The organism is Streptomyces sp. TOM-9, assembly GCF_056858595.1.
The window spans coordinates 7,400,126-7,416,702 of the sequence record NZ_JBXEQB010000001.1; the positions used below are offsets into that span (position 1 = coordinate 7,400,126).

19 protein-coding genes are annotated in these 16,577 nt (G+C 74.3%); 10 read left to right on the forward strand and 9 right to left on the reverse strand.

Annotation, left to right across the window (positions count from 1 at the left end; genetic code table 11):
• Nucleotides 1-135: 135 nt before the first annotated feature.
• A complete protein-coding gene (locus AC1VWI_RS34265) occupies nucleotides 136-519 on the forward strand; it encodes a nuclear transport factor 2 family protein (RefSeq protein WP_499514892.1) in 384 nt (127 codons plus the stop codon).
• On the opposite strand, the gene AC1VWI_RS34270 is transcribed toward AC1VWI_RS34265, so the two are convergent.
• Together AC1VWI_RS34270 and AC1VWI_RS34275 are read right to left on the reverse strand one after the other, a co-directional pair.
• Complete coding sequence (locus AC1VWI_RS34270) at nucleotides 485-1,312, reverse strand: helix-turn-helix domain-containing protein (protein ID WP_499514893.1); 828 nt, start codon at nucleotides 1,310-1,312, stop codon at nucleotides 485-487. The genes AC1VWI_RS34265 and AC1VWI_RS34270 overlap by 35 nt on opposite strands.
• 59 nt (nucleotides 1,313-1,371) lie before the next feature.
• A complete protein-coding gene (locus AC1VWI_RS34275; RefSeq protein WP_499514894.1) occupies nucleotides 1,372-2,124 on the reverse strand; it encodes a class I SAM-dependent methyltransferase in 753 nt (250 codons plus the stop codon).
• A 100-nt stretch (nucleotides 2,125-2,224) separates the two neighbouring features.
• Between AC1VWI_RS34275 and sph the strand changes: the two genes are divergently transcribed.
• Nucleotides 2,225-3,214 (forward strand): sphingomyelin phosphodiesterase, encoded by a 990-nt coding sequence (gene sph, locus AC1VWI_RS34280; protein WP_499514895.1) that lies wholly within the window; start codon nucleotides 2,225-2,227, stop codon nucleotides 3,212-3,214.
• Nucleotides 3,215-3,275: 61 nt separating this feature from the next.
• Here sph and AC1VWI_RS34285 read toward each other — a convergent pair whose 3' ends face one another.
• The 3 genes from AC1VWI_RS34285 to AC1VWI_RS34295 all read right to left on the reverse strand — a co-directional run bounded on the left by AC1VWI_RS34285 (nucleotide 3,276) and on the right by AC1VWI_RS34295 (nucleotide 7,796).
• Complete coding sequence (locus AC1VWI_RS34285) at nucleotides 3,276-4,103, reverse strand: aldo/keto reductase (RefSeq protein WP_499514896.1); 828 nt, start codon at nucleotides 4,101-4,103, stop codon at nucleotides 3,276-3,278.
• Between the two features lie 119 nt (nucleotides 4,104-4,222).
• The gene (locus AC1VWI_RS34290; protein WP_499514897.1) at nucleotides 4,223-6,055 is read right to left on the reverse strand and encodes an AMP-dependent synthetase/ligase; all 1,833 of its coding nucleotides are present in this window, start codon (nucleotides 6,053-6,055) and stop codon (nucleotides 4,223-4,225) included.
• Nucleotides 6,056-6,269: 214 nt separating this feature from the next.
• A complete protein-coding gene (locus AC1VWI_RS34295; RefSeq protein WP_499514898.1) occupies nucleotides 6,270-7,796 on the reverse strand; it encodes an MFS transporter in 1,527 nt (508 codons plus the stop codon).
• Between the two features lie 122 nt (nucleotides 7,797-7,918).
• Between AC1VWI_RS34295 and AC1VWI_RS34300 the strand changes: the two genes are divergently transcribed.
• The gene (locus AC1VWI_RS34300) at nucleotides 7,919-8,893 is read left to right on the forward strand and encodes an Lrp/AsnC family transcriptional regulator (RefSeq protein ID WP_499514899.1); all 975 of its coding nucleotides are present in this window, start codon (nucleotides 7,919-7,921) and stop codon (nucleotides 8,891-8,893) included.
• Here the strand turns inward: AC1VWI_RS34300 and AC1VWI_RS34305 are convergent.
• Nucleotides 8,871-9,725: a LysR substrate-binding domain-containing protein gene (locus tag AC1VWI_RS34305; RefSeq protein ID WP_499514900.1), complete on the reverse strand. Its 855-nt coding sequence runs from the start codon at nucleotides 9,723-9,725 to the stop codon at nucleotides 8,871-8,873. The two genes, AC1VWI_RS34300 and AC1VWI_RS34305, sit on opposite strands and share 23 nt — an antisense overlap.
• A gap of 123 nt (nucleotides 9,726-9,848) precedes the next feature.
• Here AC1VWI_RS34305 and AC1VWI_RS34310 point away from each other — a divergent pair, with 123 nt between their 5' ends.
• A complete protein-coding gene (locus tag AC1VWI_RS34310) occupies nucleotides 9,849-10,886 on the forward strand; it encodes a bile acid:sodium symporter family protein (RefSeq protein WP_499514901.1) in 1,038 nt (345 codons plus the stop codon).
• Nucleotides 10,887-10,924: 38 nt separating this feature from the next.
• Here AC1VWI_RS34310 and AC1VWI_RS34315 read toward each other — a convergent pair whose 3' ends face one another.
• On the reverse strand, nucleotides 10,925-11,296 hold the full coding sequence (locus AC1VWI_RS34315; protein ID WP_499514902.1) for a DoxX family protein: 372 nt from the start codon (nucleotides 11,294-11,296) through the stop codon (nucleotides 10,925-10,927).
• Between the two features lie 30 nt (nucleotides 11,297-11,326).
• Complete coding sequence (locus AC1VWI_RS34320) at nucleotides 11,327-12,181, reverse strand: MBL fold metallo-hydrolase (protein WP_499514903.1); 855 nt, start codon at nucleotides 12,179-12,181, stop codon at nucleotides 11,327-11,329.
• A 116-nt stretch (nucleotides 12,182-12,297) separates the two neighbouring features.
• Between AC1VWI_RS34320 and AC1VWI_RS34325 the strand changes: the two genes are divergently transcribed.
• Entirely contained in the window at nucleotides 12,298-12,432 is a 135-nt protein-coding gene (locus tag AC1VWI_RS34325; RefSeq protein ID WP_499514904.1) for a hypothetical protein, read from the forward strand.
• Nucleotides 12,432-13,025 carry a histidine phosphatase family protein gene (locus tag AC1VWI_RS34330; protein ID WP_499514905.1) on the forward strand — a complete coding sequence of 198 codons (594 nt, stop codon included), beginning with the start codon at nucleotides 12,432-12,434 and terminating at the stop codon, nucleotides 13,023-13,025. Before AC1VWI_RS34325 ends, AC1VWI_RS34330 begins: the two co-directional genes overlap by 1 nt.
• A gap of 29 nt (nucleotides 13,026-13,054) precedes the next feature.
• On the opposite strand, the gene AC1VWI_RS34335 is transcribed toward AC1VWI_RS34330, so the two are convergent.
• Entirely contained in the window at nucleotides 13,055-13,429 is a 375-nt protein-coding gene (locus tag AC1VWI_RS34335; RefSeq protein WP_499514906.1) for a cupin domain-containing protein, read from the reverse strand.
• A gap of 90 nt (nucleotides 13,430-13,519) precedes the next feature.
• Between AC1VWI_RS34335 and AC1VWI_RS34340 the strand changes: the two genes are divergently transcribed.
• The 4 genes from AC1VWI_RS34340 to AC1VWI_RS34355 all read left to right on the forward strand — a co-directional run bounded on the left by AC1VWI_RS34340 (nucleotide 13,520) and on the right by AC1VWI_RS34355 (nucleotide 16,525).
• Complete coding sequence (locus AC1VWI_RS34340) at nucleotides 13,520-13,972, forward strand: MarR family winged helix-turn-helix transcriptional regulator (protein WP_499514907.1); 453 nt, start codon at nucleotides 13,520-13,522, stop codon at nucleotides 13,970-13,972.
• Between the two features lie 14 nt (nucleotides 13,973-13,986).
• Nucleotides 13,987-14,625 (forward strand): hypothetical protein, encoded by a 639-nt coding sequence (locus AC1VWI_RS34345; RefSeq protein WP_499514908.1) that lies wholly within the window; start codon nucleotides 13,987-13,989, stop codon nucleotides 14,623-14,625.
• Entirely contained in the window at nucleotides 14,622-15,620 is a 999-nt protein-coding gene (locus AC1VWI_RS34350) for a nucleotidyl transferase AbiEii/AbiGii toxin family protein (RefSeq protein ID WP_499514909.1), read from the forward strand. Before AC1VWI_RS34345 ends, AC1VWI_RS34350 begins: the two co-directional genes overlap by 4 nt.
• A gap of 116 nt (nucleotides 15,621-15,736) precedes the next feature.
• Nucleotides 15,737-16,525 (forward strand): hypothetical protein, encoded by a 789-nt coding sequence (locus AC1VWI_RS34355; protein ID WP_499514910.1) that lies wholly within the window; start codon nucleotides 15,737-15,739, stop codon nucleotides 16,523-16,525.
• The last annotated feature ends 52 nt before the right edge of the window (nucleotides 16,526-16,577 follow it).

The following is a 16,577-nucleotide window of genomic DNA, read 5'->3' on the forward strand; positions in this document are numbered from 1 at the left end:
AGGCGGGATCCGCCATTACCCCGCACGTAATCGACCCCTCGTCGCCGCCCCGGCAGGGTGGTCGTACCGGGCGGGCGGGGTGGCGCACTCCACCCCGTCCGGCCGGGCCAGACAGCCAGGATGAGGAGGACCGTGATGTCGCAGAACCGGTACGAGGCCGCCGTCGCCCGTTACTTCGAGGCGTGGAACAGCGCCACGGACGCGGAGGCGAGGGCGAAGGCGGTGGCCGCCGCGTGGGTGGAGGACGGTACGTACACCGACCCGCTGGCGCAGGTGGCGGGGCATGAGGGGATCGGGGCGTTGATCGCCGGGGTGGGGGAGCGGTTTCCCGGGTTCGTGTTCACGGCCGTGGGGGAGGTCGACGGGCACCACGACGTGGCGCGCTTCGCCTGGGAGCTGGGGCCCGCGGGGGCGGAGCCCGGGGCGGCGCCGATCGCCGGGTCCGACGTGATCACGCTCGCGGAGGACGGCCGGATCCGCTCGGTCAGCGGGTTCCTGGACCGGCTGCCGGCGGCGTGAGGGACGGAAGGGCGGCGGCGGTCTCCGGGTCGGCGGGGAGGAAGGTCTCGATCGCCAGCTCGGAGACCGTGACGTCCATGGGGGTGTTGAAGGTGGTGGCCGTGGAGATGAAGGACAGCACCCGGCCGCCGTGCTCGATCCGCATCGGCAGGGCGAAGGGGAAGACCTCGGTGTCGCCGGGGGTGGAAGGGTCCACCGCACCGCCGGGCGGGGCGGGGTAGGCCGTCAGTTCCTCGTACAGGGCGCGCAGCGGCTCGTGGCCGCTCATCGCGATCTGACGCTCGATCCGCTCCAGCAGGTGCCCGCGCCACTGGCGGAGGTTGCGGATGCGCGGGGCCATGCCCTCGGGGTGGAGGGTGACGCGCATGGCGTTGAGCGGCGGTCGCAGCAGGTGCGGGGCGACGCCTTCGAGCAGGGCGCCCACGGCCTGGTTGGCGGCGACGACGTCGTACAGGCCGTCCAGGACCAGCGCCGGGAAGGGGTCGTAGGCCGCCAGGAGACGGTCGAGGCTCTCGCGCAGCGGGTGCATCGCGGGGTCGCGCAGGGGGGTCTGCGGGTACGCGGGGGCGTAACCGGCGGCGATGAGCAGGGCGTTGCGTTCCCTGACGGGTACGTCGAGGTGCTCGGCGAGCCGCAGGACCATGGCTTGGCTGGGGCGGGAGCGGCCGGTCTCGACGAAGCTGATGTGCCGGGCCGAGCTGTCCGCGCGCAGGGCGAGTTCCAGCTGGCTGATCCGGCGCCGCTCGCGCCAGCCGCGCAGCAGCGTCCCCACCCCCGCCGTGGTCGTCGTCATCCCCCGACCGTAACCCAGGCGCGGGCCCGCAGCCGCGGCCGGCCGGCTGACCGGACCGCTCAACGAGCCGCCGCCGCGGGGGAGTCCTTGACGAGGGCGAGCAGCTGGTAGACCGGGTCGGGGCGGGCGGTGTCCTGCCCGGGCAGCGCGGCCAGACGGCCGGCGAGGGCCCGCGTGTCGCCCTCGCGCAGGGTGAGGGCGGAGGCGAAGTCGCCCGCCGCGATGCGGGCGGCCAGGTCGCGCGGGGTGCGGCCCTGGCCGTGGCCGGGGAAGCGCGCCCCGCCCGCCGGGCGCAGGCCGTGCGCGGCGGCCTGCCGCACCACCCGTTCCTCCGCGTCGTACGCCTCCCGCGTGCGGAACGGCGCGAGGAGGGCGTCGACGTCGCTGCCCACGTCGTGCCCGGCGTCCTTGTCGACGGTGGTGACGAGCACCCCGCCGGGGCGCAGCACCCGCGCGCACTCGGCGATCACCGCGGGCGCGTCCGGCAGCAGATGGAGCAGCCACACGGCCGTCACCGCGTCCAGTGAGGCGGTCGCGAACGGCAGCCGGCGTACGTCGGCCTGGACGATCCCCGGCCCCACCCGGCGGGCGGCGAGCCGGGCCATGGCCAGGGCGGCGTCGGCGCCGAGCACGCGCAGCCCGGGGCGGCCGGTGTAGCGGGCCGTGACCAGCCCGGTGCCGCAGCCGATGTCGAGCACCGTCCGGGCCGTCCGCGGTATCAGCCCGAGCACGGCGGCGGCCGCGGCCTCGGCCCGGGGGACGCCGCCGCGGGTGGCGTCGTAGATCGCGGCCTGCTCCTCGTAGTCCAGCACGTCCGTAGGCTAGCCGCCCGCCATCTACCCAGCGGTAACCAACTGCCCCTAGTCTCACGCTGTTTCCGCGACCGAGCTCCACCCGACTCCAGGAGAGCCCGTGAGACACGGCAGAGCCGCCGCCGCTTGCGCCTTCGTCCTGCTCATCGCCTCGTCCGCCGGCGCCGCCGGCACCGGAACCGCCGCCGCGGCCCCCACGGCCACCGCCGCCGCGCCCCCACTGCGGCTGGTCACCAGCAACGTGATGATGCTGCCGCGCACCCTCTACCCCAACTGGGGCCAGCTGCAGCGCGCCGACCTCATCGCCGCCTCCGGTTACGTCCAGGGCGCCGACGTCCTGGTCTTCCAGGAGGCGTTCGACAACGGGGCCTCCGACCGGCTGCAGGCGAACCTCAGGAGCCGCTACCCCTACCAGACCCCGGTGCTGGGCCGGTCCAAGAGCGGCTGGGACCGCACCGAGGGCGCCTACAGCTCCCTCACGCCCGAGGACGGTGGTGTGACGATCCTCAGCAAGTGGCCGATCCTGGAGAAGGTCCAGCACGTGTACGGCGACGCGTGCGGCGCGGACTGGTTCTCCAACAAGGGCTTCGTGTACGTCGTCCTCGACGTGAACGGCACCCGGGTCCACGTCGTCGGCACGCACACCCAGGCCGACGACTCCGCCTGCGGCAGCGGCGAGGCCGCGGGCGTCCGCTCCGCCCAGAACCGGGAGATCGACGCCTTCCTCGACGCCCGGGCGATCCCGGCCGCCGAGCCGGTCGTCATCGCGGGCGACCTCAACACCGACGCCGGCGGTGCCGAGTACGCCGGCATGCTCGCCGACCTGGACGTCGCGGCGCCCGACGCCGACCCCGGTCCGGCCGCCAGCTTCGACCCCGCCACCAACTCCGTCGCGTACGACCGCTACCCCGACGACCCCGCGCAGCGTCTGGACCACGCGCTCCTGCGCAACGGCCACGCCCGCCCCGCCCGCTGGAACAACCGCGTGGTCGACGAGCACTCGCCGCTGTGGTCGGTCACCAGCTGGGGCACCACCTACACCTTCGACGACTACTCGGACCACTACCCGGTCGTCGCCGGCGACGTCTGACCGCTCCGGGCGGCGGCAGGCCCGGCCGGCCCGCCGCCGCCCCGCGGCGCGTGCGCGTGCGTCAGTTGAACGACGTCGGGTCCGGGCCGAGGCGCCCGCCGTTGTCGAGGGCGTCGATCGCGGCCAGGTCCTCGCCGTCGAGCTCGAAGCCGAAGACGTCGATGTTCTCCCGGATCCGCGACGGGGTCACGGACTTGGGGATCACGACGTTGCCGAGCTGGAGGTGCCAGCGCAGGACGACCTGGGCCGGGGTCCTGCCGTGCTTGGCGGCGAGGGCGGCGAGCGCGGGCTCGTCGAGGAGGCCGCGGCCCTGGCCGAGCGGCGACCAGGCCTCGGTGGCGATGTCGTGGCCCGCGTGGAAGGCCCGCAGCTCGCTCTGGGGGAGGTTGGGGTGCAGCTCGATCTGGTTGAGTGCGGGTACGACGCCGCCCTCGTCGAGCAGGTGCTGCAGCTGGGCGACCGGGAAGTTCGACACGCCGATCGCCCTCGCGCGGCCGTCGGCGTGGATCTTCTCCAGGGCGCGCCAGGTCTCCCCGTACAGGCCGCGGGCGGGGGTGGGCCAGTGGATCAGGTAGAGGTCCACGTGGTCCAGGCCGAGCTTGTCCAGGGAGGCGTCGAAGGCGCGCAGGGCGTTGTCGTGGCCCTGGTCGGTGTTCCACAGCTTGGTGGTGACGAACAGTTCCTCGCGCGGGATGCCCGAGGCGGCGATGGCGCGGCCGGTGCCGCGTTCGTTGCGGTAGAGCGCGGCGGTGTCGATGCTGCGGTAGCCGGCCTCCAGGGCCGTGGCGACCGCGGTGGCGGCTTCGTCGTCCGGGACCTGCCAGACGCCGAAACCGAGCTGAGGCATGGTGACGCCGTTGTTCAGGGTGATGTCGGGAACCTTGCTCACGAGCAGGTCGTCCTTACGTCGTCGGAGGAGGACTCAACATTGATCCACATTCCAACGATCTCCGCGGCGGCGGCATTCCCCGGCATTCCCCGGCATCCCCGGCACCCCCGGAGCCGGCCTCAGGCGTGGTAGAGGGCCTCGATCTCGCGGGTGTACGCCTTCTCTATCGCCCTTCTCTTCAGCTTGAGCGAGGGCGTGAGCAGGCCGCCCTCCTCGGAGAACTGCCCGGCCAGGATGCGGAAGGTGCGGATCGACTCGGCCTGGGAGACGAGCGTGTTGGCGGCGACGACCGCGCGCCGGATCTCCGTCTCCAGGTCGGCGTCGTGGATCAGCTTGGCGATCGGCAGCTGCGGCTTGGCCCGCATCGTCAGCCAGTGCCCGACGCCCTCGGGGTCGAGGGTGATCAGCGCCCCGATGAAGGGCCGGTCGTTGCCGACCACGACGCACTGCGAGACCAGCGGGTGGGACCGCACGCGGTCCTCCAGGACCACCGGCGAGACGGACTTGCCGCCGCTGGTCACCAGGATCTCCTTCTTCCGCCCGGTGATCGTGAGGTAGCCGTCCTCGTCGAGCGCGCCGAGGTCGCCGGTGGCGAGCCAGCCGTCGTGCAGGACCTCCGCGGTGGCCTTGGGGTTGTTGAGGTACTCGCTGAAGACCTGGCCGCCGTACACCCAGATCTCGCCGTCGTCCGCGATGTGCACCGTGGTGCCCGGGATGGGCAGGCCCACGGTGCCGAAACGTGTCTGCTCGGGCGGGTTGGCGACCGCGGCGGCCGTGGTCTCGGTGAGGCCGTACCCCTCGAAGATCCGCACGCCCGCGCCGTCGAAGAAGAGCCCCAGCTGCCGGTCCATCGCCGAGCCGCCGGAGAAGGCGTGCCGGACCTTGCCGCCGAGGGCGGCGCGCACCTTGCCGTAGACCAGCTTCTCGTACAGCTGGTGCTGCATCCGCAGCGAGGTGCTGGGGCCGGGGCCGGTGCCGAAGGCCCGGGCCTCGGTCGCCTCGGCGTGCCGCACCGCCACTTCCACCGCCTTCTCGAAGGGCCCGAGCTTGCCCCCCGCCTCGGCCTTGCGGCGGGCGCCCTGGAAGACCTTCTCGAAGACGTACGGGACGGCGAGTACGAAGGTCGGCTGGAACGAGGCCATCGCGGGCAGCAGCTCGGCCGCGGCCAGGTTGGGCTGGTGCCCCAGCCGGACCTTCGCGCGGACGGCCGCGACCTCCACCATGCGCCCGAAGACGTGGGCGAGCGGCAGGAAGAGCAGGGTGGACGCCTCGTCGCCGCGCTTGCTGTGGAAGACGGGCTCGTACCGGGCGACGACGTTGTCGCTCTCGGCCATGAAGTTGCCGTGGGTGATCACGCATCCCTTGGGGCGGCCGGTGGTGCCCGAGGTGTAGATGATCGTCGCGGTGGCGTCGGGGGTGACCGCCTCGCGGTACTGGTGGACCAGGTCGTCGTCGACGGACAGGCCGTGCCGGGCCAGTTCGGACAGCGCGTCGGAGTCCAGCTGCCACAGCCGGGTCAGGTGGGGGAGTTCGTCGATGACCGCGCCGATCGTCATCGCGTGGTCCTCGTGCTCGACGACGCAGGCGACCGCCTCGGAGTCGTGCAGCATCCAGCGGACCTGGTCCGAGGACGAGGTGGGGTAGATCGGGACGGGCTGGGCGCCGATCGCCCACAGCGCGAAGTCCAGCACGGTCCACTCGTAGCGGGTGCGGGACATCAGGCCGACCCGGTCGCCGAAGCGGATCCCCTGGGCCAGCAGGCCCCTGGCCACCGCCAGGACCTCGTCGCGGAAGCGGGCGGCCGTGACGTGCTCCCAGTCCGTGCCGTCCGCTCCGGCGCGGCGGCTCAGCACGATCCGGTCCGGCTCCTCGTCGGCATTGGCGAACACGGCGTCCGCCAGACCTCCGACTTGGGGTGCCGTCACCAGTGGGGGAATGGTGAACTCGCGCAACGTCGCTCCTCGACCGCCTCGGCGGTCACAGAACGTACCCGATACCACGTGCGGAGGGGAGGGGCGTGACAATCGGCTGTGAAGGCCCGCGTGGGCTCCCTCACACCTTTGCGACGAGCCGATTCCCTGTTACCGCAAGGAACATGGCGCCGGAGGACGGTTTCCGGGCGGACCGAGGTCCGCCCGGACTCTCCACCAAATCCCCTCGCGGGGATCACGGCCGCTCTACAGCCCCCACAGGCTCGGGTGCCGCGGCGGGCGCCGGCTTGCCCGGCCGCTCGCGTACCAGGACGAGCACGACCGCACCCGCCAGCAGGCCGGCGACGCCGGCCGCCAGGGCCGCCGCGTTCAGGCCCGAGGCGAAGGCGGCGTGCAGCGCGTGGTCGGCCGCCGCGCGCCGGCCGGCGGGGACCCGGGCCAGCAGCTCCCGCGCTCCGCCGCCCGCGAGCGCGCGGGCCGTCGCGTGCGGGGCGGGGGCCCCGGCGTCGCTCAGCGAGTGCTCCATCCGCGTGGAGAGCAGGGTGCCGAACACGGCGACGCCGAGCGCGTACCCCAGCTGCCGGAAGGTGTTGACCGCACCGCCCGCCATGCCGGCCCGGCGCGGCGGCACGGAGGCCAGCGCGGCGCCCGCGATCGCCGGATTGACCAGCCCGACGCCGAGGCCCGCCACCACCAGGCCCGCGGTCAGCGCGGCCCAGCCGGAACCGGCGTCCAGCACCGCCTGGGCCAGTGCGCCGGCCCCGATGAGCACCATCCCGCCGCCGATCACCAGCCGGTACGGCGCCCCGTGCAGGAACCGGCCGCCCACCGCCGAGGCCGCGAACGCCGCCAGCGCCAGGGGTATCAGCACCAGGCCGCCGCGGACCGGGCTCAGGCCGAGCAGCGTCTGCAGCCACAGCGAGGTGTACGGCAGGAAGCCGAAGGCCGTCGCGCTGAGCGCCAGCGCACCGACCATGATCGCGGTGAAGGAGGGGTTGCGGAACAGCGCCAGGTCCAGCATCGGCTGCGCGGCGCGCCGCTCGACCACCACGAACACCACCAGCGCCGCCACCGCGCCGCCGAGCGTCCACGCCGTACGGGCCGAGGCCCAGCCGGCCTCGTCCGCCCGGATCACGGCGAAGGTGAGCAGCCCGGCGAAGGCGGTGAAGGACGCCGTGCCCGGCCAGTCGATGCGGGCCCCGCCCTGCCCCCGGGACTCCTTCACCACCCGCAGCGTCAGGGCGATCGCCACGACGCTCACCGGCAGGTTGACGTAGAAGATCCAGCGCCAGTCCAGCGCCTGGGTCAGCAGGCCGCCCAGCACCGGCCCGAGTGCCGCCGCCGCGCCGCTGACCGCGCCCCACACGCCCAGCGCCACCGAGCGGTCGCGGCCCTGGTAGGCCGCGCCGAGCAGGGAGAGCGTCGTGGCGAACATCGCCGTCGCGCCGACCCCCTGCACCGCGCGCATCGCCACCAGGACCCCCGCTCCGGGTGCGAGTCCGCAGGCGAGGGAGGCCGCCGCGAACAGGGCCGTCCCCGCGACGTACATCCGGCGCCGCCCGATCACGTCGGCCGCGGAGCCGGCTCCCAGCAGCAGGGCGGCCAGTGCCAGCGCGTAGATGTCGATCATCCACTGGAGGTCGGACAGCGAGGCGTCCAGGGCGTCCGCGATGTCGGGCAGCGCGACGATCACGATCGTCACGTCGATGAGCAGCATGAAGGTGCCCAGGCAGACCGCCACCAGCGGTCCCCACTTGCGCATGTCCTTCTCCGTTCCGTTCTTCCATTCCGGGGTGGGTCCTCCGTACCATCGCGAGAACACCCGGTCTTCCTCCAGCCACAGGCGGCATCTCGCTGGAATCCGACACGATGAAGGAGAGGGCGATGGATTCCCACACGCTCGACGAGCTGGACATGCGGCTGCTGCACGCCCTGCAGCTCGACGGGCGCGCCCCCTTCAGCCGGATCGCCGACGTCCTCGGCGTCTCCGACCAGACCGTGGCCCGCCGCTACCGCAGGCTCCGCGGCGACTTCGGGATGCGCGTGCTCGGGCTCCCCGAGCAGGAACTGCTCGGACGCACCCGCTGGGCGCTGCGGCTGCGCAGCACCCCCGAGGCCGCCGAGTCCCTGGCCAAGGCCCTGGCGCGGCGCGACGACACCGCCTGGATCTCGCTGATGTCGGGCGGCACGGAGGTGATGTGCGTGACGCGCCCGCGCAGTCACGACGAGCACGACGCGCTGCTCCTCGGGCGTCTGCCGCGCACCCCGAGCATCGTCGAGATCGGCGCCCACAGCATCCTGCACACCTTTTACGGCGGCGCCCTGGGCTGGTTCGCCAAGCGCGGCGCGCTCTCCGACGCGGAGGTCGCCGCGCTGCAGCCGCCCCCGCCCGAGCCACCGTCCGGCACGGTCGTCCTCGACGCCACCGACGAGGCGCTGCTGGCCGTCCTGGCCAGGGACGGCCGCGCCTCCTACCCCGAACTGCACCGCGCCACCGGCCTGTCGGAGTCGGCGGCCAAGCGACGGCTGGAGCAGCTGCGCGGCTCGGGCGTGCTCTACACCGACGTGCAGCTCGACACGGCGTGGATCGGCCACGACACCCGCGCCATCTTCTGGATCACGGCCGCCCCCTCCGCCCTGTCCGCCGTCGGGCGGGCGCTGGCCGCGCATCCCGAGACCGCCTACGTCGCGGCAACCACCGGATCATCCAATCTCGTCGCCGTGGTCATCTGCAGCAGCACGCCGCAGCTCTACCGCTACCTGAGCGAGTGCGTCGGCGCCCTGGACGGGGTCCTGCACGTGGAGACCGTGCCGTCGCTGCGCCTGGTCAAGCAGATCACGACCGAAGGGATCCGCTGAGGATCGCCGCCGCGAGCGCGTCCGCCGCCTCCTGCGCCGCGGGCCGCCGCCGGCCGTGCAGCAGCACGAAGTCGACGCCGCCGAGCTCGGGCAGCCCCGCGCGGGCCGGGACCCGCACCAGACCGGGCGGGATCAGCCCCTCGGCGTGCGCCATCACCCCGAGCCCCGCCCGCGCCGCGGCGACCAGACCGCTCAGCGAGCCGCTGGTGCACGCGATGCGCCACGCACGGCCGTGCCGCTCCATGACCTCCAGCGCCCGCGCCCGGGTGATCGCGGGGGCCGGGTAGAGGATCAACGGGACGGGCCGCTGGGCCTCGGGGCGGTACCGCTCGCCGGCGATCCACACCAGCCGGTCGCTCCACACCAGTTGACCGTGGCTGTCCCCGGCCGCGCGCTTGCCCAGCATCACGTCCAGCCGGCCGGCGGCCAGCTGCCGGTGCAAGGTGGCCGACAGCTCCACCGTCAGCTCCAGGTCCACCTCGGGGTGGTCGCGCCGGAAGCGCTCCAGGATCTCGGGCAGCCGGGTCAGGACGAAGTCCTCCGAGGCGCCCAGGCGCAGCCGGCCGCGCAGGCGGGTGCCCGCGAACCAGCCCGCGGCGCGTTCGTTGGCCTCCAGGATCGTCCGGGCGAAGCCGAGCATGGCCTCGCCGTCCTCGGTCAGTTCCACGCTGTGCGTGTCGCGGGTGAAGAACCGCCGGCCGGCGGCCTCCTCCAGCTTGCGCACGTGCTGGCTCACCGTCGACTGGCGCAGGCCGAGCCTGCGGCCGGCCTGCGTGAAGCTCAGCGTCTGGACGACGGCGACGAAGGTCCGCAGCTGCACCGGATCGAACACGGTGCCAGCCTACCGCCGCTCATCGCGCTACGTGATGACAGTGAGTGTGGTCAAAGTCATTTACGATCTCCCGGTCACCGGGCACTCTGGAGAGGGCCCCGTCCAGCACCAATGAGGAAGCCCATGCGCCGCCTGCGTTACCCGTCCTGGCTCCCCGTGGACCCGTACATCGCGGCGCTCCTCGGCACGGTGCTCCTCGCGGCGCTGCTGCCCGCTTCAGGCGCCGGCGCCCACCTCGCGGGCGGGGCGTCCACCGGAGCGGTGGGGCTGCTCTTCTTCCTCTACGGCGTGCGCCTGTCCACCCGTGAGGCGATGGACGGACTGCGTCACTGGCGCCTGCACGGCACCGTCCTGGCCGCCACCTTCGTCGTCTTCCCGCTGCTCGGCCTGGCCTCGGGCGGACTCGTGCCGTACCTGCTGACGCCCAAGCTGCACACCGGCCTGCTCTTCCTGTGCCTGGTGCCCTCGACCATCCAGTCCTCGATCGCCTTCACCTCCGTCGCCCGCGGCAACGTGGCCGCCGCCATCTGCGCCGGCTCCTTCTCCAGCCTCGCCGGGCTCGTCCTCACCCCGCTGCTGGCCGCGCTGCTGCTCGGGGGGAGCGGCGCGGGCTTCAGGGCGGACGCGGTGCTCGGCATCGTGCTGCAGCTGCTGGTGCCCTTCGTGGCGGGTCAGCTGCTGCGCCGCTGGATCGCCGACTTCGTCACCCGCCACAAGAAGGTGCTCGGCCTGGTCGACCGGGGGTCGATCCTGCTGGTCGTCTACGCCGCGTTCAGCGAGGGCGTGGTGCGCGGCATCTGGCACCAGGTCACGCCCCTGCGCCTGCTCGGGCTGCTGCTGGCCGAGGCCCTGCTGCTGGCGGCGATGCTCGGCGTCACCTCGTACGGCTCGCGCAGGCTCGGCTTCCCCCGCGCGGACCGGGTGACCATCGTCTTCGCCGGGTCGAAGAAGAGCCTGGCGGCCGGACTGCCCATGGCCTCCGTGCTGTTCGGGGCCCAGGCCGGGCTGATGGTGCTGCCGCTGATGCTCTTCCACCAGATGCAGTTGATGGTGTGCGCGGTCCTCGCCAAGCGGTGGGCCCGGCAGGTGGAGGCGGCCGCGCCCGCAGCCGCACCGGCGGCCGCCACACGGCCGCGGGAGGTCGTGGCCGGCCGGAGGTGAGCCCGGTCCGCCGCGCAGCGCTGCGGCGGCGTGCCCGCTCAGCGCAGGGCGTCGACCACCAGGACCGCCCCCGCCATCGCCAGGAACAGCGCGTACGCGGCCAGGGCACGCCCCCGGTCACCGGAGCGCAGCTGGCACAGCAGCACCCAGGCGAAGATCCCCGCCTCCAGCGCGGCTCCGGCGACGCCGACGGGAGGGTGCCACAGCCCCACCAGGAGCGCGACGGCGCCGAGCGTGTGCAGCGTGCCGAGCAGGGTGACCACCCACAGGCGCCGCCCCTCCAGGACACCCAGCCGGGTCAGCTCGTCGAGCCGTTCCAGGCCGGGCCGCGCACGGATCAGCTGGGCGACCGCGGAGGGGACGACTTCCAGCAGCAGCAGGACGGTCGACACGACGGCGAGTGCGAACACCCGGACATTCTGCCGTACGTTCGAAAACCCTCAGTCCCCGCGGCAGATGACGAAGTCCGGGTAGGGATGGCGTCCCGGCCGGTCACCGATCTCCTCGACGGCCCGCCGGACCTCGCGGAGCTGGTCCACGGTCATCTCCAGCGGCGGCTCGTCGGGCTGGTGGGTGGTGCGGACGGGGTAGTCCACGCCCGGCTCGCGGGTCATCTCGATGTGGCAGCCCAGCACGTGGGTGACCGGGCGCTCCCCGGCGAAGGCGACCAGCCGGTCGAGGGTGCGCCGGAAGGCGGCCCAGTCCTCGACGTACAGCCGGCCCGGGTAGACCGTGTCGCCGGTGAGCAGGAAACCGGTCGCCGGGTCGTAGTAGGTGACGGCCGAGGCGTGGTGGCCGGGCGTGGCGAGGCACTCCAGGACCCGCCCGCCGAGGTCCAGGGGCGCCACGCGGTCGGGGTCCTGGGTGAAGCCGAGGAAGTCCCAGGCGCCGTCGCGGTCCGCCGGCACCACGACCGTGTCCGGGCGGCCGGCGAACTGCGCGTCGCCGGCGACGTGGTCGCCGTGGGCGTGGGTGTGCAGCACGAGCAGCTCGTAGCCGGGACGCTGCAGGGCGGGCGGCCGCAGTTCGAACAGCTCGTCCACGACCTCCCGCAGCGGGAAGAACTCCTCCTCCGGCGTGGCCCCGGTGTCCAGGAGCACCGCGCGGTCGTCCCCGAAGAGCAGGAAGAGGAACGGCGCCTCGTAGTGGACCGCCTTGTTCTGCCGCAGGACGAAGGTGCGTTCGTCGTACTCGAACACCTGGATGTCGGGATCGGTGTTGTGCTTGGCCGATGCCGACCCGTGGATCCAGCGCACGTCGAGCGGCTCCGGCGCCGGAGGGGCGGATGCGTTCATGACCTCTTCTCCTGCCGGGAGTCGTGGCGCCGGCCGGACCGGCCCGCGGGTGGGCCCCGCCGGGCGGCGCGGGCACCGTTTTGTGCGTCCCACCGGTCGGGAGGGACACTGTCCACGTGACCTCACAGGCAACAGTGGCGATGTTCATCCAGCCTATCGGCGTCCTCGCCCCGGACCGCGCGGCCGGGTGCGTGGCCGGGTGCGTGGCCGGCGGCGACACCGAGGCCGTCGACAAGGAGGTGGCCCCCTGATGGCTCCGCGCCTCGTGCTCGTGCGGCACGGCCAGACCGAGTGGTCCAAGAGCGGCCAGCACACCGGCAGGACCGACATCCCGCTCACCGAGGAGGGCCGGGAGGCCGCGCGCCTGCTGGGCAAGCGCCTGGCCCGCGCCCCCTGGCACGACTTCCCCGGCGCCCGGGTCCGCACCAGCCCCCTCCAGAGGGCCCGCGACACCTGCGAACTCGCCGGGTTCGGCGACCGGGCGCGGACCTGGGACGCGCTGCGGGAGTGGGACTACGGCGAGTACGAGGGCCGTACGTCGCCGGAGATCCGGGAGGAACGCCCCGGCTGGGTGATCTGGCGCGACGGCGTCGTCGGCGGCGAGACCTCGTGGCAGGTCGCCAACCGCGCGGACGAGGTGGTGGCCTGGGCCAAGGAGGAGGACAGCGACGCGGTCGTCTTCGCCCACGGCCACTTCCTGCGCACCCTGGCGGCCCGCTGGCTGCGGCTCGACCCGATGCGCGGCATGGTGCTGAGCCTGGCCCCGGCCTCGCTGTCGGTCCTCGGCTGGGAGTACGGCGACCCCGCGATCACCCTCTGGAACGACACCGCCCACCTGCAGTGACGCGCTGACCCGCGGGGCGCCCGGCGGGTTCAGCGGGCCCAGGGCGGGCTGATCCGCGACCCGTCGGCGAGCACCGCCTCCAGACCGACGCCGGTGGTCACCCAGACGGAGGCGGGGCCCTGGCCCGGGTTCTCCAGGGCCAGGCGGGAGCCGGCGGGCGCCGTGGCGACGTCGCCGGGGGACAGGTCGTACGCCTCGCCGTCGATGGTCAGGCGCGGGCTGCCGGACAGGACGAGGAAGACCTCCTCGCGGCTGATGGTGTGCCCGGGACCGGCGGTCCCGGCCGGTACCTCGCCGCGCCACGCGCACAGTTCGGTGCTGCCGGTGGCGGTGCGGGCGTACGAGACGAAGCGGACGCCGTGCAGGTCGTGGACGACGGCGTCGGCGGAACGGACGACGGGCATACGGGCTCCTGTTCCCCGATGGGCAAGCAATTTGAGCAAGTTGCTTGCCCATATGCTCAAGCTGCTTGCGTACTGTGTCAAGGTGGCCGCATGAAGGACGAAGAGGCCCTGGCCATGGCCCTGGGCGTCAACCTGCTCGCCGCCGCCGGCGCCCTCACCGCAGCCATCCACGACGGCGTCGTCGCCCGCGGCTTCGACGACCTGCGCCCCGCCCACGGCTTCGCCTTCGCCCGGATGGCGGCCGGCGGCGCGACCGTCACCGAACTCGCCGCGCACCTCGGGGTGACCCGTCAGGCGGCCGGGCAACTCGTGGACGAACTCGAGGCCAAGGGCTACGCCGAACGCCGCCCCCACCCGGACGACGCCCGGGCCCGGCTCGTCGTGCTCACCGACCGCGGCCGGGCCTGCACCCGCGCCGCCGACCAGGCCGCCGCCGACGCCGTACGCCCCTGGGCCGACGTGCTCGGCGAGGACCGGCTGCGCGCCCTGTGCGCGGACCTGGGGCGGCTCGCCCCCGGCGGCCCGGTCCGGCCGACGTGGTAGCCGGGACCCCGGCGATGGACTTCACCGGAGACTTCGAGACCCACTTCACGGTGCCGGCACCGCGGCCCGGGGACGAGGAGCGGATACGCCACTGGGCGGAGCGCAACGGCCTCAAGTACACCCGCATCGTGCTCGACCGGGGCGCCACCCCCGACCAGCCCATGCTGACGCTGCGCGGCCGCGGCGCCCTGCCCGCGCAGCGCGCCGCCGCCGCCCGGTGGACCGGACGGCTGCGCGCCGAGGGGATCGGCGTCGCCCGCGTGAAGATCGAGGCCGCGCCCTGGAACGCCGGCGTCCCGCACACCGGCGGGCAGGCCCGTGCCCTGCCGCCCGGCTGCTACTTCGAGCACCACGTCAAGCTCGTCATCACCGACCCCGCCCGCCTGGACGAGGTCCGGGCGATCGCCGGGCGGCACGCCGCCCACGTCTCCCGCAACGCCCGCCGTGACCTCGGCGACCGCGGCCACGAACGCTTCGTCACCCAGCGCTGCCGCGACGTCGGGCGCCCCGAGGCGCGGCAGCGGCTCGACCGCCTCCTCGCGGACCTCACGCAGGCCGGCCTCACGGCGGTGGAGGTCGAGGAGGAGTTCGTCGTGCACGACGACCGTCCCGCCCTCGACGACGGCTGGATCGACGAGGCGCAGGCCCGGTGACCGCCCCCGCGGAGCGGGACCCGGCGGCCGCCGCCCGGCGGGCCGTCCTGGACCACCTGCTGGCCCTGGTCGCGCGGTCCCCGCTGGGCGAGTACCTCGTGCTGCGCGGCAGCATGGTGCTGCCCGCCTGGGTCGGGGCCGCCGCCCGCGAGCCGGCCGACCTCGACTGGATCGTCCCGCCCTCCCTGGCGGTGCCGATCGACCCGCTCCACCCCCACCCGTACGTCGACGAGCGGGCCACCGTGCAGCAGTGGCCGGAGGCCGCCGACGGCGCCGTCCGTCCCGAGATCTGGACGGACGAGGAGTTCGGCACCGGCGGGCAGCGGGCCCACGTCCCGCCCGAGGGCCTGCACTGGATCGTCGGCCCGGAACCGGACGGCTCCGACGGCCCCGACGGCCCGCCCGGCGAACTGCTGGAACTGGTCCGCGCCCACCCCGACGCCGCCCCCGGCGTACGCCTCGACCCGGAGGGCGCCCGCGACGACGGCAGTTGGACCTACGCGGAGTACGACACGCCCGGCGTGCGCCTGGTCGTCCCCTGGCACGCGGACGGACTGCCCCCGGGCGAGGTGCGCCTGGACTTCGCCCGCGACGAACGACTCCCCGAGCCGCCCGTCCTGACCGCCGTGCCGCGCGGCGACGGCGGGCCCCCGGCCGCGGTACTCACCGCGAGCCGTGAACTCTCCCTCGCCTGGAAGCTGCTGTGGCTGCAGGCCGACGCCGCCGCCGAGGGCCGCGCCCAGGGCAAGGACCTCTACGACGCGGTCCTCCTCGCAGAGGCGCCCGGCACCGCCCTCTCCCCACGCCTGCTGCGCCGGGTGATGAGCCGCGAGCCCGGCCACCCGGCCTCCGCACCTCGCCTCACCGAGGTCGCCCCGCACTCCGTCGACTGGGACGCCTTCCGCGCCGCCCACCCCCACGTCACCGGCACGGCCGCGGAGTGGCTCGACCGCCTGGCGCATGCCCTGGACAGCGTTCTGACGGACGGTCACTGACGCTGCCGGGACGCACCTGGCGCGGCCCCACTCCGCGCCCGTCGCGCCGGGCGGTCGCCGGGGGCAGACGAAAACGGCATGCCGGCACTGCGCCCCACGGACTAGCCTCGGCGCTCGTGACCGCTGACCCCGCCCCCATACCGGCCGAGTTCGTCCGCTTCGCGGTCGCGCTGGAACCCGGCGAACTGGCCGTCGGCTACGCCACCGGCCGCGTCACGGACGCCGACGCGCGACGGCTGGCGTTCCTGCGCCGGTGCGACCTGGGGGAGCTCGGCGGGAGGTTCGCCGCCCTGATGGAGGCGGAGCCGCAGGTGTGGCGGAGGGTCGCCGCCGACGCGGGCCCGGAGGCCGGGCGGGTCTGGGCGTACCTGGAGGGGGCACGGCGCGGGGAACCGGACGCCGCCGGGCGGAGGGAGTTCCTCGTCGGGCGGGCGGCGGCCGGGCGGGGCATGAACTGGGCGGACTCCGCTCCGCTGCTCGGGACCGACCGGCCCGAGGAGGTGGACGCGGCCTTCGAGCGCGGGGAGCCGCTGGTGGGCGTGGCGGTCATCGGGCTGGCGCTCAACCACCCTGACGCCGCCGCGATCCTGCCGCGCGTCGCCCGGGCGCTGGAGGCGCCGTACGGGGAACTGCGCCGGCAGGGCGTCGTGGCCCTTGCCCACGTCGCCCGTCTGCACGGCACCGTCGACGACCGGTGCCTGGAACTGCTGCGCGGCCTGCCGCCCGGGACCGAGGCGCACGACGACATCCTCGCGTACGTGCCGCTGCGCCGGCTGCCGTGGTGGCTGCGCCGATCCGGCTACGCGAGGCGCCTGCGGGCCTTCGTCCGGTATCCCCGCATCGTGCCGGGGCGCGCCACGAAGCGGCCTGGGGGCCGTCCCGCTTCGCCCGGTGGCGGCGCGTGAGGGCGGTTAGCATGCCAGGAGAACGTGATCGCGGTTAAGGAGGCGGGTCCAC

Excerpts from the sequence above, each read along its gene's own strand:
- AC1VWI_RS34265 (WP_499514892.1), top strand. The coding sequence starts at position 136 with ATGTCGCAGAACCGGTACGAGGCCGCCGTCGCCCGTTACTTCGAGGCG.
- AC1VWI_RS34270 (WP_499514893.1), bottom strand. The coding sequence starts at position 1,312 with ATGACGACGACCACGGCGGGGGTGGGGACGCTGCTGCGCGGCTGGCGC.
- AC1VWI_RS34295 (WP_499514898.1), bottom strand. The coding sequence starts at position 7,796 with ATGCGCAAGTGGGGACCGCTGGTGGCGGTCTGCCTGGGCACCTTCATG.
- AC1VWI_RS34300 (WP_499514899.1), top strand. The coding sequence starts at position 7,919 with ATGGATTCCCACACGCTCGACGAGCTGGACATGCGGCTGCTGCACGCC.
- AC1VWI_RS34310 (WP_499514901.1), top strand. The coding sequence starts at position 9,849 with ATGCGCCGCCTGCGTTACCCGTCCTGGCTCCCCGTGGACCCGTACATC.
- AC1VWI_RS34320 (WP_499514903.1), bottom strand. The coding sequence starts at position 12,181 with ATGAACGCATCCGCCCCTCCGGCGCCGGAGCCGCTCGACGTGCGCTGG.
- AC1VWI_RS34330 (WP_499514905.1), top strand. The coding sequence starts at position 12,432 with ATGGCTCCGCGCCTCGTGCTCGTGCGGCACGGCCAGACCGAGTGGTCC.
- AC1VWI_RS34335 (WP_499514906.1), bottom strand. The coding sequence starts at position 13,429 with ATGCCCGTCGTCCGTTCCGCCGACGCCGTCGTCCACGACCTGCACGGC.
- AC1VWI_RS34340 (WP_499514907.1), top strand. The coding sequence starts at position 13,520 with ATGAAGGACGAAGAGGCCCTGGCCATGGCCCTGGGCGTCAACCTGCTC.
- AC1VWI_RS34345 (WP_499514908.1), top strand. The coding sequence starts at position 13,987 with ATGGACTTCACCGGAGACTTCGAGACCCACTTCACGGTGCCGGCACCG.